At 71.7% G+C, this 19,641-nt stretch carries 18 protein-coding genes; 13 read left to right on the top strand and 5 right to left on the bottom strand.

Annotated elements, in window-relative coordinates; translation table 11 throughout:
• The first annotated feature begins 116 nt into the window (after window positions 1-116).
• The gene (gene pruA, locus ACWGN5_RS06945; protein WP_453511807.1) at window positions 117-1,748 is read left to right on the top strand and encodes an L-glutamate gamma-semialdehyde dehydrogenase; all 1,632 of its coding nucleotides are present in this window, start codon (window positions 117-119) and stop codon (window positions 1,746-1,748) included.
• A 66-nt stretch (window positions 1,749-1,814) separates the two neighbouring features.
• Here pruA and ACWGN5_RS06940 read toward each other — a convergent pair whose 3' ends face one another.
• Complete coding sequence (locus ACWGN5_RS06940; protein WP_453511805.1) at window positions 1,815-2,690, bottom strand: alpha/beta fold hydrolase; 876 nt, start codon at window positions 2,688-2,690, stop codon at window positions 1,815-1,817.
• Between the two features lie 92 nt (window positions 2,691-2,782).
• Between ACWGN5_RS06940 and ACWGN5_RS06935 the strand changes: the two genes are divergently transcribed.
• Window positions 2,783-3,319 carry a GNAT family N-acetyltransferase gene (locus ACWGN5_RS06935; protein WP_453511803.1) on the top strand — a complete coding sequence of 179 codons (537 nt, stop codon included), beginning with the start codon at window positions 2,783-2,785 and terminating at the stop codon, window positions 3,317-3,319.
• A 7-nt stretch (window positions 3,320-3,326) separates the two neighbouring features.
• On the opposite strand, the gene ACWGN5_RS06930 is transcribed toward ACWGN5_RS06935, so the two are convergent.
• From ACWGN5_RS06930 to ACWGN5_RS06920, 3 genes are read right to left on the bottom strand one after another with little or no spacing between them, the layout of a single operon-like run.
• Window positions 3,327-4,049 carry a hypothetical protein gene (locus ACWGN5_RS06930; RefSeq protein WP_453511801.1) on the bottom strand — a complete coding sequence of 241 codons (723 nt, stop codon included), beginning with the start codon at window positions 4,047-4,049 and terminating at the stop codon, window positions 3,327-3,329.
• The gene (locus tag ACWGN5_RS06925; RefSeq protein ID WP_453511799.1) at window positions 4,046-4,387 is read right to left on the bottom strand and encodes a PadR family transcriptional regulator; all 342 of its coding nucleotides are present in this window, start codon (window positions 4,385-4,387) and stop codon (window positions 4,046-4,048) included. Before ACWGN5_RS06925 ends, ACWGN5_RS06930 begins: the two co-directional genes overlap by 4 nt.
• Window positions 4,388-4,443: 56 nt before the next feature.
• Window positions 4,444-5,448 (bottom strand): zinc-binding dehydrogenase, encoded by a 1,005-nt coding sequence (locus ACWGN5_RS06920; RefSeq protein ID WP_453511797.1) that lies wholly within the window; start codon window positions 5,446-5,448, stop codon window positions 4,444-4,446.
• A 137-nt stretch (window positions 5,449-5,585) separates the two neighbouring features.
• Here ACWGN5_RS06920 and ACWGN5_RS06915 point away from each other — a divergent pair, with 137 nt between their 5' ends.
• From ACWGN5_RS06915 to ACWGN5_RS06900, 4 genes are all read left to right on the top strand, one after another.
• Window positions 5,586-6,455: a LysR family transcriptional regulator gene (locus tag ACWGN5_RS06915; RefSeq protein WP_453511795.1), complete on the top strand. Its 870-nt coding sequence runs from the start codon at window positions 5,586-5,588 to the stop codon at window positions 6,453-6,455.
• 232 nt (window positions 6,456-6,687) lie between these two features.
• Entirely contained in the window at window positions 6,688-6,819 is a 132-nt protein-coding gene (locus ACWGN5_RS06910) for a hypothetical protein (RefSeq protein WP_256961924.1), read from the top strand.
• 89 nt (window positions 6,820-6,908) lie between these two features.
• The gene (locus ACWGN5_RS06905) at window positions 6,909-7,949 is read left to right on the top strand and encodes a 3-isopropylmalate dehydrogenase (RefSeq protein WP_453511793.1); all 1,041 of its coding nucleotides are present in this window, start codon (window positions 6,909-6,911) and stop codon (window positions 7,947-7,949) included.
• Window positions 7,950-8,208: 259 nt separating this feature from the next.
• A complete protein-coding gene (locus ACWGN5_RS06900) occupies window positions 8,209-9,303 on the top strand; it encodes a branched-chain amino acid aminotransferase (RefSeq protein WP_453511791.1) in 1,095 nt (364 codons plus the stop codon).
• On the opposite strand, the gene ACWGN5_RS06895 is transcribed toward ACWGN5_RS06900, so the two are convergent.
• The gene (locus ACWGN5_RS06895) at window positions 9,304-10,728 is read right to left on the bottom strand and encodes a cytosine permease (RefSeq protein WP_453511790.1); all 1,425 of its coding nucleotides are present in this window, start codon (window positions 10,726-10,728) and stop codon (window positions 9,304-9,306) included. It abuts the gene before it with no gap.
• A 148-nt stretch (window positions 10,729-10,876) separates the two neighbouring features.
• Here ACWGN5_RS06895 and ureA point away from each other — a divergent pair, with 148 nt between their 5' ends.
• From ureA to ACWGN5_RS06860, 7 genes are all read left to right on the top strand, one after another.
• Window positions 10,877-11,569: an urease subunit gamma gene (gene ureA / locus ACWGN5_RS06890; protein ID WP_453511788.1), complete on the top strand. Its 693-nt coding sequence runs from the start codon at window positions 10,877-10,879 to the stop codon at window positions 11,567-11,569.
• Window positions 11,569-13,251: an urease subunit alpha gene (locus tag ACWGN5_RS06885; protein WP_453511787.1), complete on the top strand. Its 1,683-nt coding sequence runs from the start codon at window positions 11,569-11,571 to the stop codon at window positions 13,249-13,251. The genes ureA and ACWGN5_RS06885 overlap by 1 nt, the downstream gene beginning before the upstream one ends.
• A gap of 10 nt (window positions 13,252-13,261) precedes the next feature.
• A complete protein-coding gene (locus ACWGN5_RS06880) occupies window positions 13,262-14,278 on the top strand; it encodes an agmatine deiminase family protein (RefSeq protein ID WP_453511785.1) in 1,017 nt (338 codons plus the stop codon).
• 129 nt (window positions 14,279-14,407) lie between these two features.
• Complete coding sequence (locus ACWGN5_RS06875; protein WP_453511859.1) at window positions 14,408-14,953, top strand: TetR/AcrR family transcriptional regulator; 546 nt, start codon at window positions 14,408-14,410, stop codon at window positions 14,951-14,953.
• Window positions 14,954-15,028: 75 nt separating this feature from the next.
• A complete protein-coding gene (locus tag ACWGN5_RS06870) occupies window positions 15,029-16,351 on the top strand; it encodes an MFS transporter (RefSeq protein ID WP_453511784.1) in 1,323 nt (440 codons plus the stop codon).
• A 281-nt stretch (window positions 16,352-16,632) separates the two neighbouring features.
• Window positions 16,633-18,249, top strand: coding sequence for a citramalate synthase (cimA, locus tag ACWGN5_RS06865; RefSeq protein WP_453511782.1), 1,617 nt, complete (start codon window positions 16,633-16,635; stop codon window positions 18,247-18,249).
• 42 nt (window positions 18,250-18,291) lie between these two features.
• Window positions 18,292-19,641, top strand: a complete 1,350-nt coding sequence (locus ACWGN5_RS06860) for a hypothetical protein (RefSeq protein WP_453511780.1) — start codon at window positions 18,292-18,294, stop codon at window positions 19,639-19,641.

The raw sequence follows: 19,641 nt of genomic DNA, 5'->3' as shown, positions 1-19,641 counted from the left end.
CTCACTCGACCGACGTAGCGGTCTCGTGACGGTCAAGCCCTGACCACCAGACAACGTACGCCGTGGTTTCAGATCCTCCCGGCTGAAGCCCGACATTCACTCGGAAGAGGTAAGTCATGGACGCCGTGACCCAGGTCCCCGCTCCGGTCAACGAGCCGGTGCACAGCTACGCCCCCGGTTCCCCCGAGCGCCTCCGCCTGGAGACCAAGCTCAAGGAGCTGGCCGAGAACCCGCGCGAGCTGCCGATGACCATCGGCGGCGTGAAGCGCCTCGGCGGCGGCGAGGAGTTCAAGGTCGTCCAGCCGCACAACCACAAGGCCGTCATCGGCACCTTCCGCGGCGCCACCGAGCAGGACGCCCAGGACGCCATCGACGCCGCCCTGGCCGCCGCCCCGGCCTGGCGCGCGATGTCCTTCGACGACCGCGCCGCGATCATCCTGCGCGCCGCCGAGCTGCTCGCCGGCCCGTGGCGCGAGACGCTGGCCGCGTCGACCATGCTCGGCCAGTCGAAGACCGCCCAGCAGGCCGAGATCGACACCCCGTGCGAGCTCGTCGACTTCTGGCGCTTCAACGTGGCGTACGCCCGCCAGATCCTCGCCGAGCAGCCGCCGGCGAACTCCCCGGGTGTGTGGAACCGTCTGGACCACCGCCCGCTGGAGGGCTTCGTCTACGCGATCACGCCGTTCAACTTCACGGCCATCGCGGGCAACCTGCCCACCGCCCCCGCCCTCATGGGCAACGTGGTGGTCTGGAAGCCGTCCCCGACGCAGACCCACTCCGCCGTGCTCCTCATGGAGCTCCTGGAGGAGGCCGGCCTGCCGAAGGGCGTCATCAACCTGGTGACCGGCGACGGCATCGCCGTCTCCGAGGTGGCCCTGAACCACCGCGACCTGGCCGGCATCCACTTCACCGGCTCGACCAAGACCTTCCAGCACCTGTGGAAGACGGTCGGCAACAACATCGAGAAGTACCGCTCGTACCCGCGGATCGTCGGCGAGACCGGCGGCAAGGACTTCGTCGTCGCGCACCCCAGCGCCGACCGCGCGATCCTGAAGACCGCGCTGACCCGCGGCTCCTTCGAGTTCCAGGGCCAGAAGTGCTCCGCGTCCTCCCGCGCCTACGTCCCGGCGTCGATCTGGAACGACGGCTTCAAGGAGGAGTTCGCGGCCGAGGTCGACGGCATCACCATGGGTGACGTCACCGACCTGTCGAACTTCATCGGCGCCGTCATCGACGAGCGCTCGTTCGCCAAGAACAAGGCGGCGATCGACCGTGCCGCGGCCGACCCGAGCTGCACGATCATCGCCGGCGGCACCTACGACGACTCGGTGGGCTACTTCGTCCGCCCGACCGTCATCGCCTGCACCGACCCGGAGAACGAGGTCTTCAAGGCCGAGTACTTCGGCCCGATCCTCGCGATCCACGTCTACGAGGACGACCAGTACGACGAGATGCTGACCCAGATGGAGTCGGTCTCGGACTACGCCCTCACCGGCTCGGTCATCTCCGGCGACCGCGCGGCCGCCGCGTACACGATGGAGAAGCTCCGCTTCGCCGCGGGCAACTTCTACATCAACGACAAGTCGACCGGCGCCGTCGTCGGCCAGCAGCCCTTCGGCGGCGGCCGCGCCTCGGGTACGAACGACAAGGCCGGCGCCCCGCAGAACCTGATGCGCTGGACGCTGACCCGCGCCATCAAGGAGACGCTGGTCCCGCCGACCGAGTACGGCTACCCGCACATGGGCTGACCTGCCCATAGCTCCCCCTGATCACCGCCCCCCTCCTCTACCCCCAATTGAGGACGGGGGCGGTTCTCATTTCCCCACGCGGCGCTTGAGGAAGTCGTCGATGAGCGAGGCGATCTGCGGCGCGTGGGTCTCCAGGGCGAAGTGGCCCGTGGGCAGGAGGTGGATCTCGGCGTCCGGGAGGTCGCGGCGGAAGGCTTCGGCGCCGGCCGGGACGAAGACCTCGTCGCCCTCGCCCCAGACGGCGAGGAGGGGGACCCCGGAGGTGCGGAAGTAGGCGTGGAAGGCCGGGTAGAGGGCGAAGTTGGAGCCGTAGTCGGCGATCAGGCCCAGCTGGATCTCGTCCTGGCCCGCGCGGGCCATCAGGGCGGCGTCGTGGTGCCAGGCGTCCGGGCTGAGGAGGTCGCGGTACTCGGCGGGGACGCCCGTCTCGTACTGCCACCTGATGCCGTCGAGGGAGCGGATGGCGCGGACCGGGGCCTCGGTCTCGGGGGTGCGCTCGGCGATCAGGGCGAGGACCGGCGCCCAGGCCTCGGCGCCGAGGCCCTCCTCGTAGGCGTTGCCGTTCTGGGTGATGATCGCGGTGATCCGCTCGGGGTGGGCGAGGGCGAGGCGGAGGCCGATGGGGGCGCCGTAGTCCTGGATGTAGAGCGCGAACCGGTCCAGGCCGAGGGCCTCGGTGAACTCGGCGGTGACCGCGGCCAGTTCGGCGAAGGTGTAGTCGAAGTCCGAGGGCGTCGCGCTGCGGCCGAAGCCCAGGTGGTCGGGGGCGATCAGCCGGTACGAGTCGGCGAGCAGGGGGATCAGGTCGCGGAACATGTGCGAGCTGGTGGGGAAGCCGTGCAGCAGGAGCAGGACGGGGGCGTCGGCCGGGCCCGCCTCGCGGTAGGCGATCTCGTGGCCCCGGACGGTGACGGTGCGGTGGTGGGTCGGCAGTACGGACATCTTCCCTAACCCCTCATGTGTCGGTGAGTGGTTATGACTCAATCAGGCTGGACTTAACCTGTCAATGGGGCGTGAGGGGTTAGGGTGGGGGTATGAGTCCGAGGATCGCGCCCACCCATGCACTCGGTGCCGAGCGGCTCCGCTCCGTACGCGAGCTGCTCGACGCCGCCTTCGACGGCGACTTCTCCGAGGACGACTGGGACCACACCCTCGGCGGCGTGCACGTCTGGATCGAGGACGAGCGGGGCATCGCCGCCCACGGCGCCGTCGTGCAGCGCCGGGTGCTCCACCGGGGGCGCTCGCTCCGCGTCGGATACGTCGAAGGGGTCGCCGTCCGGGGCGACCGCAGGCGGCAGGGGCTCGGCGGCGCCGTGATGGCCGAGCTGGAGCGGGTCGTCGACGGTGCCTACGCCTTCGGGGCGCTCAGCGCCTCCGACGAAGGGGCCGCGCTCTACCGGGCGCGCGGCTGGCGGGTCTGGGAGGGGCGGATCGAGGTGCTGGCGCCCGAGGGGATCGTGCGCCTCGCCGAGGAGGAGGGCTCCGTCTTCCTGCGGCCCGCCCCCGGCCGGGACCTGCCGGACCCCGCCGCCCCGCTGACCTTCGACTGGCGGGACGGCGACGTGATGTGAGGCGGGGTCAGGGGCGCCGGGTGCGGCCCGCGGCCGTCTCCAGGTGGGAGGTGTAGACGGCCGAGAGCGCGGAGGCGAGCGCGACCGTGATCGCGAGGCCGCCCGTACCGAGCACCCCGATGAAGAAGGCCGACAGGGCGCCGCCGACCAGGAGGCACCAGGCCGCGAGCACCGCCTTGCCCCGGCGGCTCAGGAACAGCCACCGCTGCGGGGTGGCCGGCGGGGCCCCCACGGTGCCGGCCGGGCCCGCGGTCGCCGCGCGCGGCCGCTTGAAGTAGCCGTACACCAGCCACTCCCCGCACAGCTCCCAGCCCTCCGGGGTGAGCTCGTCGAACACGCGGCTCCGCCGGCGCCCGGCGATCACCTCGCGGCGGTACTCCCAGCGCAGCGCCGACCCGGGCGTCCGGCGGCAGACGAACCGGCCGATCGCGTCGAGCGACTCCACCTCCCAGCCCTGGTCGCCGTGGACCGCCAGCATCCGGCGGTCGTTGAAGATGTCGGCGGTCCAGGTCCAGTTCTCCGCGCGCTCGTCCGGCTCGCCGGGTGCGGGCGCGGGGCCGCCGAGCTGCGCGGCGAACGCGGCGGCGGGGCCGAACTCCTCCTCCGGGGCCGTGCCCGTCTCCGCGAGGTGGGCCCGCAGGTCCTCGACGGTCGCGGCGATCTGCTCGTCGGGCACGTGCGCGGTGCGCAGTGCGTCGGCGAGTTCGGCGAAGTAAGCGTCGGTGGTCATCGTGTCGTTCCCCCTGGACTGAGCATGGTCTGTACGGCGTGGTGGAAGGTCAGCCACGCCTCGGTCTCGGCGGCGAGCCGCTCGCGCCCGAGGGGCGTGAGCCGGTAGTAGCGCCGGCCCGGGCCGCGCTCGGCGGCGCGGAACTCCGCCTCCACGAGGCCGGCCTCCTCCAGGCGGTTCAGGACGGGGTAGAGGGTCCCGCCCTTGATCTCGCCGAGTCCCGCCTCGGCGAGCGCCTTGGCGATCTCGTACCCGTAGCTCTCGCCGTCGGTCAGGCGGGAGAGGACGAGCAGGTCGAGGACTCCCTTGAGCCAGCTGGATCTGCGGTCTGTGGCCATGGGCTCATCACATCACTACCTAGGTAGGAATGCAACCTAGGTAGGGGTGGCGAGTTTCAGGCGGCCACCAGCATCTTTCCGAGGTTCTCGCCGCGCAGCATCCCCAGGAACGCGTCCACGATGTGCGCGAAGCCCTCCACCACCGTCACGTCCAGCGGCAGCGCCCCGCTCCGCAGGTGCGGCACGGCGAGGTCGTACAGCTCCTCCTGCGCGTCCATGTGGTTGCGCACCAGGAAGCCCTCGAGACGGATGCTCTTGCCGACCAGGTCGAAGAGGTTGCGCGGGGCCGGCGGGGGAGTGGAGAGCGATTGGTACTGGCCCACCGCGCCCACCCAGGCGATCCGGCCGTACTCGCGCAGCGCGTCGATCGAGGCCTCCAGGTGCTCGCCGCCGACCCCTTCCAGGACCGCGTCCAGACCCTCCGGGGCCGCCTTCGCGAGCAGCTCCGTCACCGGCCCGTCGTGATAGTCGAAGGCCGCGTCGAAACCCACCTCCGCCGTCAGGTACGCGACCTTGCGCGCCGAACCCGCGCTGCCGACCAGGCGCCCGGCGCCGAGGAGCCGGGCGAGCCGCCCGGCCGCCGTGCCGACCCCGCCCGCGGCCGCCGAGACGAACAGGTCCTCGCCCGGCTGGAGCCGGGCGATCCGGGTCAGGCCCACATAGGCCGACAGGCCCGTACCGCCGAGCAGGCTCAGGTGCGCCGCGAGCGGGACGCCGGGGCCGAAGTCGGGGACCGGGCGGACCTCGGCCCGGGTGACCAGGGAGTGGGTGCGCCAGCCCTTGCGGTGCAGGACGAGGTCGCCGGGGCGCAGCGACGGGTCGCGGGAGTCGAGCACGCGGCCCAGGGTACGGCCCTCCATCGGCGCGTTCAGGGTCCACAGCACATCGGAGTCCATCGCCTCGCGGTGGTACGGGTCCACGGACCACTGGAGGTTCTCGACGAGGGCGGTGCCCGGCTCGGGGGAGGGGACCGGGGACTCGACGAAGCTGAACTGGGCGGGGGTGGGGAAGCCGTCGGGGCGGGCGGTCTGCTGGACGGTGATCATGGTGTCGTTCGTCATGCCGGAGACCGTAGGAAGTAATACGGCGGCCGGGCAGGGGTTTGCTCTCATGGAACCGGCCGATCCATGAAAGCCGCTCATACGCCGAGGTGGGAGCCCTCCCTCGGACGACGCACCCCACCGAGGAGCAGCCCGTCATGACCGATCTCGCGCCCCGCGAGCTCCGCGTCCTCGTCGCCGTCGGGAGCGAAGGCGGCTTCTCGGCCGCCGCCGTCCTGCTCGGCATGACCCAGTCCGCCGTCTCCCACTCCGTCCGCACGAGCGAACGCAAGCTCGGAGCCGTCCTCTTCGACCGCGGCCGGGCCGGCGCGAGCCCGACCGAGGCCGGGGAGCGGGCCCTCGGCCATGCTCGCCGGGTGCTGCGGCTCCTGGAGGTGATGGGCGCGGAGGTCCGGGGCGCCACGAGCGGGACGGTCGCCGGCCCGCTGCGGATCGCCGTCTTCCGCAGCGCCGCCCTGCATCTGCTGCCCAGGGCCCTGGAGCGGCTGACCGCCCGTCACCCGGAGATCGTGCCCGAGGTGCGGATCGTGCGGGAGGTGGGGCGCGGGACGGCGGGCGAAGTCCTCGACGGGCGGGCCGATATCGGCATCGCCACCCTCGGGACCACCTCGCCGGTGCCGCCGGAGCTGGTCGGGGGCGTGCTGCTCCAGGAGGGGTACGCGCTCGTCCACCCGGCCGGGCATCCGGCGCCGCGCACGCTCCCGCTGGTCGACTGGGCGGAGAACTGCACCTCCTATACGAGGGAGTGGTGGGCCGCCCAGGAGTGGCTGCCGGCGGCGACGGTGGAGGCGGAGGACGACGGGGCGGTGCTCTCGATGGTGAGCAGCGGTTTCGGGATGGCCGTGATGCCCGAACTGTCGCTGATCGGAGCACCGCCCTCGGTGGAGGTCACCGATCTCGGGGTGGCCCGCCCGACCCGGTCCGTGGGCTACGTCACCACCCCTGAGCTGGCGAAATCCCTCGCCGTGCGGTCGCTGATCCGTGAGCTTCGGGCCACGGAGGGCTGAGAGCCGTCTCAGATAGTAGGAAGTCCGAGTAATTGTGGAGACAGATGAGGAGGCCTGCCCTAGCTTTGTAGAAGCCGAACGTCTCGCTTCATCAAGCGAATGGCGGTCGAGAGCGCGACGCCCTGTGCAGGCAACCCCTGCGGCGGCGCTCCCCGCCCCTTCCGGCGCCTTCGATCACAAGCTGATCTCCGCACATCCGGATCACCAATTGATCTCAAGGAGTCGATCCCTCATGGCCGCTCAGACCGCCCGCCGCGTCCGCCACTCCGTCAACCGCCCCAGCGACGAGGCCCGCCAGAACGCCGCCGCCGCCCTCCAGCGCGCCCTCGACCGCCGTGACAACGGCGGCTCCACCGGCCACTGAGGCCTGGTCCGACACCGTCCCGACATGGCGCTTCGTCCACATGGCGGACGGAACGTGTCAGACGATGGGACGAAGAGTAGGGTGCCGACATGTCTCACAGCATCAATCTCGCAGTCATTCCCGGCGACGGCATCGGCCAGGAGGTCGTGGCCCAGGGCCTCAAGGTCCTCTCGGCCGTCCTTCCCCAGGACGTGAAGCTGGAGACCGAGGAGTACGACTTCGGCGCCAAGCGCTACCACGCCACCGGTGAGACCCTCACCGATGCCGACCTCGCCTCCCTCAAGAAGCACGACGCCATCCTGCTCGGCGCCATCGGCGACCCGTCGGTGCCGTCCGGCGTGCTGGAGCGCGGCTTCCTGCTGAAGCTCCGCTTCGCCTTCGACCACCACGTGAACCTGCGCCCCTCGAAGCTGCTCCCCGGCGTCGCCACCCCGCTCGCCGGGCAGCCCGAGATCGACTTCGTCGTGGTCCGCGAGGGCACCGAGGGCCCGTACACGGGCAACGGCGGCACCATCCGCAAGGGCACCGAGCACGAGGTCGCCACCGAGGTCTCGGTCAACACCGCCTTCGGTGTCGAGCGCGTGGTCCGGGACGCCTTCGCCCGCGCCCAGGCCCGCCCGCGCAAGAAGCTGACGCTGGTCCACAAGAACAACGTGCTGACCTTCGCCGGCCACCTCTGGACGAACATCTTCCAGAAGGTCGCGGCCGAGTTCCCCGAGGTCACCACCGACTACCTGCACGTCGACGCCGCGACGATCTTCCTCGTCACCGACCCGGCCCGCTTCGACGTGATCGTCACCGACAACCTCTTCGGCGACATCATCACCGACCTCGCCGCTGCCGTCTCCGGCGGCATCGGCGTCGCCGCCTCCGGCAACATCAACCCGAGCGGCGAGTTCCCGTCCATGTTCGAGCCGGTCCACGGCTCCGCGCCGGACATCGCGGGCCAGGGCAAGGCCGACCCCACGGCCACCGTCCTCTCCGTCGCCCTCCTGCTCCGCCACCTCGGCTACGAGACCGAGGCCGCCCGGGTCGAGGAGGCCGTCGCCGCCGACCTCACCGAGCGCGGCGACAGCGTCCGCACCACGGACGAGATCGGCGACGCGCTCGCCGCGCGAGTAGCGAGCTGACCCGCGCCGACTGACATCAGCAGCAGCCGCCGGGTCGCACACAGCGCCCGGCGGCTGTCCTCTGCGCGGCCGCGGGGCGCTCCCCCCGAACTCCGGACCGCGCTCACCCGTTTTCCGCAGCGGTCCCCACGGGCGATAATCGGACGTGGGGCCGCGGCATACGGGCATGCCCGGACGCCGCCTCGTCAGGGACAGCCGTCCCCGGCAGCGACGTGCGCGCGCGGTCCTCCCCATCACAACCGGTGAAGGACACGCACTCATGACGACGCCCACGATCGAGCTCAAGCCCTCCTCCAGCCCGCTGTCCGCCGCGGAGCGCGAGGCGATCCTGGCCAACCCGGGATTCGGCCGCCACTTCACCGACCACATGGTCACCATCCGGTGGACCGAGGGCCGCGGCTGGCACGACGCCCAGCTCGTGCCGTACGGTCCGCTCTCCCTGGACCCGGCCACGAACGTCCTGCACTACGCGCAGGAGATCTTCGAGGGCCTGAAGGCCTACCGCCGCCCCGACGGCACCGTCGCCACCTTCCGTCCCGACGCCAACGGCCGCCGTTTCCAGCGCTCCGCGCACCGCCTCGGCATGCCCGAGCTGCCCGTCGAGACCTTCGTCGAGGCCTGCGACGTCCTCGTCCGGCACGACGAGGCCTGGGTTCCGGCGCACGGCGGTGAGTCCTCGCTCTACCTGCGCCCGTTCATGATCGCGACGGAGGTCGGCCTCGGCGTCCGCCCGGCCAACGAGTACCTCTTCGTGGTCATCGCCTCCCCGGCCGGCCCGTACTTCCCCGGCGGCGTGAAGCCCGTCTCCATCTGGGCCTCCGAGGACCGCGTCCGCGCCGTCCCCGGCGGCATGGGCGACGCCAAGACCGGCGGCAACTACGCGGCCTCCCTGCTCGCGCAGGCCGAGGCGGCGGCCAAGGGCTGCGACCAGGTCTGCTACCTCGACGCGGTCGAGCACAAGTGGGTCGAGGAACTCGGCGGCATGAACCTGTACTTCGTGTACGGCAACAAGATCGTCACGCCGACCCTCACCGGCTCCATCCTGGAGGGCATCACCCGCGACTCGCTGCTCCAGCTCGCCAAGGACCTCGGCTACGAGCCCGAGGAGGGCCGCGTCTCCATCGACCAGTGGCAGGCCGACAGCGCGAACGGCACCCTCACCGAGGTCTTCGCCTGCGGCACCGCCGCCGTCATCACCCCGGTCGGCACGGTCAAGTCCGCCCGGGGCGAGTGGCAGCAGTCGGGCGGCGAGCCCGGTGAGGTCACGATGAAGCTGCGCGAGGCGCTGCTCGCCATCCAGACCGGGAAGTCCGAGGACGTCCACGGCTGGATGCACGAACTCGGCAAGGCGTAACTACTCCGCCTGAACCAGGGCTTCCGGGGCCGTCGTCACGGTCTCGGAAGCCCTGCTCGGCGTCAGGACGGCGTACAGCGCGCCGCCCACGATCCCCGAGAACACGAAGCTGCAGTCGATCCCGTCCGTCAGGGCGAGCAGCGGCCCCTCGTAGAGCGGCGTCGACACCGCGGCCAGGCCGACGGCCGCGCCGACCGCCCAGGAGAGGGTGGCGCGCGGGTGCCAGCCCGCCGAGAACCAGTAGATCCCGCCGCGCGAGCGGTTGTTGAAGACCTGGAGGGCCTCCGGGTCGTACACACCGCGGCAGCGCACGTGCCCGATGAGGGTGATCACGGCCCACGGGGTGCCGATCGCGGTGAGCAGCAGGACGAACGAGGTCATCGCCGTCTGGGCGTCCGAGGCGAAGTGCCCGGCGAAGACGAAGGCGGTGGACACCGCCGCCACCACGAGGGTGGCACGCGCGCGCGTGGCCTTGGGCAGGATCGCGTCGAGGTCGAGCCCCATCGAGTACAGCATCAGACCGGCGTTGCCGATCGAGCCGGCGCTGGCGGCGATGAGCAGCGGTACGAGGTACCAGGCGGGGGACGCGTCGACGAGCGGGCCCGCGTAGTCCAGGCCGCCGCGGGCCGCCAGGGCGGTGAAGGTGCCGAAGAGCTGCGGGACGAGCAGGCCCACGGTCAGGCCCAGGCAGGTGGCCCGCCACACGGTCTTGGCGCTGTACCGCTGGGGGGAGACGTACCGGGTGTAGTCACCGAGCAGGGTGATGAACGCCACCGGTCCGCTGAGGCCCGCCGCGACGGCCGAGAGCAGCCAGGTCGGCCAGAAGGAGCCGAGCAGGTACGGGGTGTCCGGCACCGCCGCCGTCGTGAAGTCACCGGCGTAGGCGAACAGGCCGACGGCGAGGAGCACCGTCATGCCGATCGCGAGCGCCTTGCTCAGCCGGAGCAGCAGCCGGTAGCCGTACACCGCGCCCACCACGGTGCAGGCGGCCAGGACCGCGTAGACGGCGGCGTGGGCCGCGCCGCCGGTCGGCAGGCCGATCAGGCGGGCGAGTGTGCCCACCATCACGTCGCCGCCGATCCACAGGGTCAGCGCGGTGTAGCCGAGCGAGAGCAGCAGCCCGACCACCGAGCCGACGAGCCGGCCGCGGACGCCGAAGAAGGCTCCGGAGGAGGTGGAGAGGTTGGTCGCGGTGCGCAGCGACACGAGTGCGAGCGGGGCGGTGACCGCGACGCCGACGAGGGTTCCGGTGATGACGGAGGTCACCGAGGCCCAGAAGCCGAGTCCGAAGGAGACCGGCAGCCAGCCGAAGACGATCACCCCCAGACAGAGGTTGGATCCGAGCAGGATCGAGACGAGGTCGCGGGGGCCGCTGGTGCGTTCGGCCTCGGGGATGGTGTCGACTCCGCGCTGTTCAATCGGCATGAGGACTCCCTGCGGGGGCGGACGGGGGACTTTTAGAGCGGCGCTCAATGTGACCTACACCTGTCGGTGACGTCAATGCTTGGAAGCGAGCGACTCAACATTTAGAGTGTCGCTCAAACGTGTCGCAATTGCAGGAGGTGTTTGGGGCGTGAGACTGACCCCCACGGAACGCGACCGGCTGCTTCTCTTCGGTGCCGCCGAGCTCGCCCGCGCTCGCCGGGCCCGGGGCCTGCGGCTCAATGTGCCCGAGGCGACCGCGCTCATCGCGGACACCGTCTGCGAGGCGGCCCGCGACGGCAAGCGACTCGCCGAGGCGATCGAGGCGGCCCGCTCCGTCCTCGGCCCCGACGACGTCCTGCCCGGTGTCGCCGACGTGGTCACCGAGGTCCACGTCGAGGCCGTCTTCGACGACGGCTCGCGGCTCGCGGTCGTGTCGAACCCGATCGGCGGGGGCGGCCTGGGCGCCGGGGCGCCGGGCGCGCTGCTGCCCGGTCCCGCCTACGAGGAGGCCGAGCCGGAGCTCGTCGTACGCGTCAGGAACACGGCGACGGTCCCGGTGAGCGTCACCTCCCACTTCCACTTCTTCGAGGCCAACCCGCGCCTCGACTTCGACCGGGCCGCCGCCTACGGCATGCGCCTCGCCATCCCCGCCGGAGCCTCCTTCCGCTTCGACCCGGGCGGCGAGGCCGAGGTCGGGCTCGTGCCGATCGGCGGCGCCCGCGTCGCCATCGGCTTCGCGGGCCTGGTCGACGGCCCGCTGGACGCGCCGGGCGCGAAGGAAGAGGCCCTGCGGCGCGCCGCCGCCTGCGGCTACCTGGGAATCTCGGGAGGAGATGTCTGATGGACCCGTACGAGTACGCATCCGTGCACGGCCCCCGCGCCGGCGACCGGGTCGTCCTGGGCGACTCCGGACTCGTCGTCCGCGTCGAGTCGGACTCCCAGAAGCCCGGTGACGAGTTCCTCGCGGGCTTCGGCAAGACCGCCCGCGACGGCCTCCACCTCAAGGCCGCGGCCGTCCGCGAGACCTGCGACGTCGTCATCAGCAACGTCCTGGTGATCGACGCCGTGCAGGGCATCCGCAAGGTGTCCATCGGCATCCGCGAGGGCCGGATCCACGCCATCGGCCGGGCCGGCAACCCCGACACCCTCGACGGCGTCGACGTCGTCGTCGGCACCGGCACCTCGATCGTCTCCGGCGAGGGCCTCATCGCCACCGCCGGCGCCGTCGACACCCACGTCCACCTGCTCTCCCCGCGGATCATGGAGGCCTCGCTCGCGAGCGGCGTCACCACGATCATCGGCCAGGAGTTCGGCCCCGTCTGGGGCGTCGGCGTCAACTCGCCCTGGGCCCTCAAGCACGCCTTCAACGCCTTCGACGCCTGGCCGGTCAACATCGGCTTCCTGGCCCGCGGCTCCTCCTCGGACCCGGCGCCGCTCGTCGAGGCCCTCGCCGAGGGCGGCGCGTCGGGCTTCAAGGTCCACGAGGACATGGGCGCCCACACCCGGGCCCTGGACACCGCGCTGCGGGTCGCCGAGGAGCACGACGTCCAGGTCGCGCTGCACTCGGACGGCCTGAACGAGTGCCTGTCCGTCGAGGACACCCTCCGCGTCCTGGAAGGCCGTACGATCCACGCCTTCCACATCGAGGGCTGCGGCGGCGGACACGTCCCCAACGTCCTGAAGATGGCGGGCGTGCCGAACGTCATCGGCTCGTCCACCAACCCCACCCTGCCCTTCGGCCGCGACGCGGTCGCCGAGCACTACGGGATGATCGTCTCCGTCCACGACCTGAAGACCGACCTCCCCGGCGACGCCGCCATGGCGCGCGACCGGATCCGGGCCGGGACGATGGGTGCGGAGGACGTCCTGCACGACCTCGGCGCGATCGGGATCACCTCCTCCGACGCGCAGGGGATGGGAAGGGCCGGCGAGACCGTACGCCGGACCTTCGCCATGGCCGGGAAGATGAAGGCCGAGCTGGGCCCGCTGGAGGGCGACGGCGCGCACGACGACAACGCGCGCGTGCTGCGCTACATGGCCAAGCTCACCATCAACCCGGCGATCGCCCACGGCCTCGCCCACGAGATCGGCTCGATCGAGGTCGGGAAGATGGCCGACATCGTGCTCTGGCGGCCGGAGTACTTCGGCGCCAAGCCGCAGATGGTCATCAAGAACGGCTTCCCCGCGTGGGGGGTCGTGGGCGATCCGAACGCCGCCACCGACACCTGCCAGCCGCTCGTCCTCGGACCGCTGTTCGGCGCCCACGGAGCGACCCCGGCCGACATCTCCGTCGCCTTCGTCGCCCAGGCCGCCGTCGACCTCGGCTCCGACGCGATGCCGACCCGCCGCCGCCGCGTCGCCGTGCGCGGCACCCGCGGCATCGGCCCCGCCGACCTGCTCTTCAACTCCCGCGTCGGCGACGTGCAGGTCGACGGCCGTACCGGCCTCGTCTCGCTCGACGGCTCCCCGATCCGCTCCGAGGCGGCCGAGTCCGTCTCCCTCAACCGCCTCTACTTCCTTTAGGACCTGACTCATGACCTTCCGCATGCCCGCCGAGTGGATGCCGCACGAGCGCACCTGGATGGCCTGGCCCAGCCCCAACCCCACCTTCACCAACGACGAGGAGCTCGCCGAGGCCCGCGAGGCCTGGGCCTCGGTGGCCCGCGCCGTCCGCCGCTTCGAGCCCGTGACCGTGGTCGTCGCGCCCGGCGACGCCGACTCGGCCCGCGCGCTGCTCGGCCCGGAGATCGAGCTGGTCGAGCGCGAGCTCGACGACGCCTGGATGCGGGACATCGGCCCGACCTTCGTCACCAACGGCACCGAACTCGCCGCCGTGGACTGGGTGTTCAACGGCTGGGGCGCCCAGGACTGGGCCCGCTGGGAGCACGACTCCAAGATCGCCCGCCACATCGCGGACGTGGCGGGAGTCCCCGTGCTCTCCTCCCCGCTCGTGAACGAGGGCGGCGCGATCCACGTCGACGGCGAGGGCACCGTCCTCCTCACCGACACCGTGCAGCTCGGCTCCGGCCGCAACCCCGAGTGGACCCGCGAGCAGGTCGAGCAGGAGATCCACGCCAAGCTCGGCACGACCAAGGCGATCTGGCTCCCGCACGGCCTCGCCGGCGACTACGGCATGTACGGCACCCAGGGCCACGTCGACATCGTCGCCGCCTTCGCCCGCCCCGGCACGGTCCTCGTCCACAGCCAGCAGGACCCGGCCCACCCGGACTACACGCGCTCGAAGATGTACGTGGAGATCCTGCGCGGCCAGACCGACGCGCAGGGCCGCCCGCTGGAGGTCATCGAGGTCCCGGCGCCCACCGTCCTGAAGGACGAGGAGGGCGAGTGGGTCGACTACTCGTACATCAACCACTACCTGTGCAACGGCGGCGTGGTGCTGTGCGGCTTCGACGACCCGAACGACGAGGTCGCGGCCGAGATCTTCCGCCGCCTCTTCCCCGAGCGCCAGGTGGTGCTGGTCGACGCCCGCACGATCTTCGCGGGCGGCGGCGGCATCCACTGCATCACGCAGCAGCAGCCGGCGGTCTGAGGCGTTCCGGCGGTGCCGGCGGGGGTGAGGTAGAACATACGGGTGAGTCAGAGCAGCAACCCCACCCCCTCCCACCCCCGTCGGCGCAACCAGGCCGCACCGCCCCGTGAGGACGTTCTCGCCGCGGCGATGGGCACCATCGCCGAGCGGGGGCTCGACGGGCTGACCATGGCCGGGCTCGGGCGTGAGGTCGGGATGAGCAGCGGGCACCTGCTCTACTACTTCCGCACCAAGGACGAGCTGCTGCTGCAGACGCTGGAGTGGAGCGAGGGGCGGCTCGGGGCCGAGCGGAGTGCTCTGCTGTCCCGGCCGGGGACGGTGCGCGACCGGCTCGACGGGTACGTCGAGGTGTACGTGCCCGTCGGCCCCCGGGACCCGCACTGGACGCTCTGGCTGGAGGTCTGGAACCGCTCGCAGAACGCCGACGACGACGCCCGTGCCCGGCAGGCCGCCATCGAGGGGGCCTGGCACCGGGACCTCGTCGCGATCCTCGCCGAGGGGGTCTCGCGCGGGGAGTTCCGGGCCGTCGACCCGGACCGCTTCGCCACCCGGATGCGGGCCCTGCTCGACGGCTTCAGCGTGCACGTCGCCGTCGGCATCCCGGGTACGGGACGGGAGCAAGTCCTCGGCCACGTGCGGGAGTTCATCACCGAAACGCTGATCTCGCGAACGTAACGCACGCAAGTACTCCCGATCGTTGCCCGCCGCGGCCTTGTGACCCGCCAAACGCTTCCGGCACGGTTCCTGCCCATGGGACGAGAGCACTGGAAGAGGATCTGGGTCGGCTCGGCGGGCAACATGGTCGAGTGGTTCGACTGGTTCGTGTACGCGAGCTTCGCCACCTACTTCGCGGGGGCCTTCTTCCCCGAGGGCGACGACACCGCCAAGCTCATGAACACCGCCGGGATCTTCGCCGTCGGCTTCTTCATGCGCCCCGTCGGCGGCTGGCTCCTCGGCCGGGTCGGCGACCGGAAGGGCCGCAAGACCGCGCTCACCCTCACCGTGACGCTGATGTCCGCCTCCGCCGTCCTGATCGCGATCGCGCCCACGTACTCCGTCGCCGGATACGGCGGCGCCGTCGTCCTCCTCGTCGCCCGCCTCCTCCAGGGCCTCTCCGTCGGCGGCGAGTACGCGGCCAGCGCCACCTACCTCACCGAGGCCTCCGCGCCCGAGCACCGCGGCTTCGCCTCCAGCTTCCAGTACGTGTCGATGACTGCCGGCCAGATCCTCGGCCTCGGCCTGCTGCTCGTCCTCCAGCACACCCTCTCCGCCGAGGCCCTGCACGGCTGGGGCTGGCGCATCCCCTTCGTCGTCGGCGCCCTCGGCGCGGCCGTCGTCTTCTACCTGCGGCGGAACATGCTGGAGACGGAGGTGTACGAGGAGACCGCCGACTCCGGCGTCGCCCGCGGCCAGCAGGGCACCCTCAAGGCGCTGTGGGCGCACAAGCGGGAGGCCTTCCTCGTCGTCGCGCTCACCATGGGCGGCACCGTGGCCTACTACACGTACACCACCTACCTCACCAAGTACCTGTCCAACTCCGCCGGGCTCCCCAAGCAGACCGCCACCCTCGTCTCCTTCTGCGCCCTGATCGTCTTCGCCTGTCTGCAGCCGCTCGCCGGCCGGCTCTCCGACCGGATCGGGCGCCGCCCGCTCCTCATCACCTTCGCGGTCGGCTCCACCCTCCTCACCGTCCCGATCCTGACGCTGCTCAAGAGCGCGGGCTCCTTCTGGCCCGCACTGGGCCTCTCGCTCCTCGCGCTGGTCGTCGTCACCGGCTACACCTCGATCAACGCCTGCGTGAAGGCCGAGCTCTTCCCGACCGGCATCCGCGCCCTCGGCGTCGCCCTGCCGTACGCGATCGCCAACGCCCTCTTCGGCGGCACCGCCGAGTACGTGGCGCTCTGGTTCAAGAACGCCGGCGTCGAGGCGGGCTTCTCCTGGTACGTGGCGGGCTGCGCGGCCGTCTCCCTGGTCGTCTACCTCACGATGCGGGAGACCCGCGACATCGACCTGGGCCGCGTCGGCGCCGCCGCGGCCCCCGAGCGCAAGGAAGATCAGCTGCCCGTATCGTGAGACCGCCGTCCCGTCGGTCCCGTACCTGTGTCAGACTTCCGGCGTGCTTGCTACCACGATGATTATCGGCAGCAGCGCGCCGGTCCGCAGTGGCCACTGAACCGCGGCAAACCCCCGCGGCAGTGGACACCGTGCCCCAGACCCGCGCGCAGACCTCTCGCACCCGCGAGGGGTTTTTTCGTTTTCCGGCCCCACCCATGCCGGAAGCGGACGACGCGTGAGAATGGGGGCAAGTGGATCCATACCTTCCGGAGCCACATCCGACAGGAGCCATCACAGCCATGACCACGGAGAACGCCGAGGGCTCGCGCCTCGACGACAGCTTCCATGTCTTCGACACGACCCTGCGCGACGGGGCGCAGCGGGAAGGCATCAACCTCACCGTCGCGGACAAGCTGACCATCGCCCGGCACCTCGACGAGTTCGGCGTCGGCTTCATCGAGGGCGGCTGGCCCGGCGCCAACCCGCGCGACACGGAGTTCTTCGCCCGCGCCCGGCAGGAGATCGCGTTCAAGAACGCGCAGCTCGTCGCCTTCGGCGCCACCCGCAGGGCCGGCGGCAGCGCGGCCGAGGACCCGCAGGTCAAGGCACTCCTCGACTCCGGCGCCCCGGTGATCACCCTGGTCGCCAAATCCCACGACCGGCACGTCGAGCTCGCCCTGCGCACCACCCTCGACGAGAACCTGGAGATGGTCCGCGACACCGTCGCCCACCTGGTCTCCCAGGGCCGCAGGGTCTTCGTCGACTGCGAGCACTTCTTCGACGGCTACAAGGCGAACCCGGACTACGCCAAGGCCGTCGTCCGCGCCGCGCACGAGGCCGGCGCCGACGTCGTCATCCTCTGCGACACCAACGGCGGCATGCTGCCCGCGCAGATCCAGGCCGTCGTCGCCACCGTCATCGCCGACACCGGCGCCCGGCTCGGCATCCACGCCCAGGACGACACCGGCTGCGCCGTCGCCAACACCCTCGCCGCCGTCGACGCGGGCGCCACGCACGTCCAGTGCACCGCCAACGGCTACGGCGAGCGGGTCGGCAACGCCAACCTCTTCCCCGTCGTCGCGGCCCTGGAGCTCAAGTACGGCAAGCGGGTCCTCCCGGCGGGCGCGCTCGCCGAGATGACCCGGATCTCGCACGCCATCGCCGAGGTCGTCAACCTCACCCCCTCCACCCACCAGCCGTACGTCGGCGTCTCCGCCTTCGCCCACAAGGCCGGACTGCACGCCTCCGCGATCAAGGTGGACCCCGACCTCTACCAGCACATCGACCCCGAGCTGGTCGGCAACACCATGCGGATGCTGGTCTCCGACATGGCGGGCCGCGCCTCGATCGAGCTCAAGGGCAAGGAGCTCGGCGTCGACCTGGGCGGTGACCGCGAGCTCGTCGCCCGGGTCGTCGAGCGGGTCAAGGAGCGCGAGCTCAGGGGCTACACGTACGAGGCCGCCGACGCCTCCTTCGAGCTGCTGCTCCGCGAGGAGGCCGAGGGCCGGGCCCGCCGCTACTTCCGTACGGAGTCCTGGCGGGCGATCGTCGAGGACCGCCCCGACGGCACCCACGCCAACGAGGCCACGGTCAAGCTCTGGGCCAAGGGCGAGCGGATCGTCGCCACCGCCGAGGGCAACGGCCCGGTCAACGCCCTCGACAAGGCGATCAGGACCGGCCTGGAGCGGATCTACCCGCAGCTCGCCAAGTTCGAGCTGGTCGACTACAAGGTCCGCATCCTGGAGGGCCGCCACGGCACCGAGTCCACGACCCGCGTCCTGATCACCACGAGTGACGGCAACGGCGAGTGGTCCACGGTCGGCGTCGGCGAGAACGTCATCGCCGCGTCCTGGCAGGCCCTGGAGGACGCCTTCACGTACGGGCTGCTGCGGGCCGGGGTCGACCCCGCAGAATAACCCTGTATGTTCGGTTTGGTCCGGTTCGGGTAGCGTCGAACCATGAGGACCAGGGCGATATCCACAGGATCGGCCCTCGGCGGGCTGATACTCCTCCTGCTTCTGGTCCTGGCGCCCACCGCGGGCGCCAGGGCCACGGGCATCTCCGACGCGGCCGCCGCCCTGAAACAGGGCCCGGTGTACGTCGACCCCGGCGCCGCGGGCCAGATCTCCACGGCCGACGCGAACGCCCTCGCGCAGAAGATCAAGGACGCGGACAAGCCGCTCCTCGTCGCGGTGCTGCCCGCGAACGCGCAGTTCCCGCCGGAGAACCTCTTCCAGAACCTGCGCACCGAGACCGGCATCACCGGCCTGTACGCGATCCGTCTCGGCGACGGCTTCGACGCCCGCGCCGACCGCTCGGTGATGTCCCGGGACGCCGTGAACAACCTCGTCACCGCCGTACGCCAGCCGGGCGCCGACGCGGCCACCGAGCTCAACAACTTCGTCGACCAGGCCCTGCCGACGATGCGCGGCTCCGCCCCCGCGTCCTGGGGCTCCGTGGGCACGGACGACTCCGGGGTCCCCGTCGCCGGGCTCGTCACCCTCGGCGCGGTCGTCGTCGCCGGCGGCGCGGGCGCCTACGCCGTCGTCCGCCGCAACCGGCTCCGCAAGGAGGCCGAGGAGCGCGCCGCGCTCGACCGGCTCCGGGTCGTGGTCGACGAGGACATCACCGCCTTCGGCGAGGAACTCGAACGCCTCGACTTCCACCCCGCCGAGCGCGGCGCCGACGACGCCATGCGCGGCGACTACGAGCGCGCCCTCGACTCCTACGACCGCGCCAAGTCCCTCATGGGCGCGGTCACCCGGCCGCACGAGGTCCGCGGTGTCACCGAGGCCCTGGAGGACGGCCGCTTCTCCCTCGCCGTCCTCGCCGCCCGCCGCGAGTCCCGCCCGCTCCCCGAGCGCCGGCCGCCCTGCTTCTTCGACCCCCGGCACGGTCCGTCCACCGCGGACCGCACCTGGAGCCCGCCCGCCGGCTCGGCCCGTGAGGTCCCCGTCTGCGCCGCCGACGCGGCCCGCCTGGACGACGGCCTCGACCCCGTCGCCCGCACCGTCGACACCGACACCGGCCGCCGCCCGTACTGGGAGGCCGGCCCCGCCTACGGCCCCTGGGCCGGCGGCTACTTCGGCGGCGGCATGCTCCCCGGCCTCCTCGTGGGCACCATGCTCGGCTCCATGCTCGCCACCCCGGCGTACGCCTCCGAGTACGGCGGCGGGGACTTCCAGGACTTCCAGGGCGGCGACTTCTCCGGCTCCGACTTCAGCTCCGGCGACTTCGGTTCGAGCGACTTCGGGGGCGGCGGGGACTTCGGCGGTGGCGGCGGCTTCGACGGCGGCGGCGGGTTCTAG

Source organism: Streptomyces sp. NPDC055815 (assembly GCF_053616475.1).
This window is presented reverse-complemented; position numbering and strand designations above follow the sequence as displayed.

Excerpts from the sequence above, each read along its gene's own strand:
- pruA (WP_453511807.1), top strand. The coding sequence starts at position 117 with ATGGACGCCGTGACCCAGGTCCCCGCTCCGGTCAACGAGCCGGTGCAC.
- ACWGN5_RS06940 (WP_453511805.1), bottom strand. The coding sequence starts at position 2,690 with ATGTCCGTACTGCCGACCCACCACCGCACCGTCACCGTCCGGGGCCAC.
- ACWGN5_RS06935 (WP_453511803.1), top strand. The coding sequence starts at position 2,783 with ATGAGTCCGAGGATCGCGCCCACCCATGCACTCGGTGCCGAGCGGCTC.
- ACWGN5_RS06930 (WP_453511801.1), bottom strand. The coding sequence starts at position 4,049 with ATGACCACCGACGCTTACTTCGCCGAACTCGCCGACGCACTGCGCACC.
- ACWGN5_RS06925 (WP_453511799.1), bottom strand. The coding sequence starts at position 4,387 with ATGGCCACAGACCGCAGATCCAGCTGGCTCAAGGGAGTCCTCGACCTG.
- ACWGN5_RS06920 (WP_453511797.1), bottom strand. The coding sequence starts at position 5,448 with ATGACGAACGACACCATGATCACCGTCCAGCAGACCGCCCGCCCCGAC.
- ACWGN5_RS06915 (WP_453511795.1), top strand. The coding sequence starts at position 5,586 with ATGACCGATCTCGCGCCCCGCGAGCTCCGCGTCCTCGTCGCCGTCGGG.
- ACWGN5_RS06910 (WP_256961924.1), top strand. The coding sequence starts at position 6,688 with ATGGCCGCTCAGACCGCCCGCCGCGTCCGCCACTCCGTCAACCGCCCC.
- ACWGN5_RS06905 (WP_453511793.1), top strand. The coding sequence starts at position 6,909 with ATGTCTCACAGCATCAATCTCGCAGTCATTCCCGGCGACGGCATCGGC.
- ACWGN5_RS06900 (WP_453511791.1), top strand. The coding sequence starts at position 8,209 with ATGACGACGCCCACGATCGAGCTCAAGCCCTCCTCCAGCCCGCTGTCC.
- ACWGN5_RS06895 (WP_453511790.1), bottom strand. The coding sequence starts at position 10,728 with ATGCCGATTGAACAGCGCGGAGTCGACACCATCCCCGAGGCCGAACGC.
- ACWGN5_RS06885 (WP_453511787.1), top strand. The coding sequence starts at position 11,569 with ATGGACCCGTACGAGTACGCATCCGTGCACGGCCCCCGCGCCGGCGAC.
- ACWGN5_RS06880 (WP_453511785.1), top strand. The coding sequence starts at position 13,262 with ATGACCTTCCGCATGCCCGCCGAGTGGATGCCGCACGAGCGCACCTGG.
- ACWGN5_RS06875 (WP_453511859.1), top strand. The coding sequence starts at position 14,408 with ATGGGCACCATCGCCGAGCGGGGGCTCGACGGGCTGACCATGGCCGGG.
- ACWGN5_RS06870 (WP_453511784.1), top strand. The coding sequence starts at position 15,029 with ATGGGACGAGAGCACTGGAAGAGGATCTGGGTCGGCTCGGCGGGCAAC.
- cimA (WP_453511782.1), top strand. The coding sequence starts at position 16,633 with ATGACCACGGAGAACGCCGAGGGCTCGCGCCTCGACGACAGCTTCCAT.
- ACWGN5_RS06860 (WP_453511780.1), top strand. The coding sequence starts at position 18,292 with ATGAGGACCAGGGCGATATCCACAGGATCGGCCCTCGGCGGGCTGATA.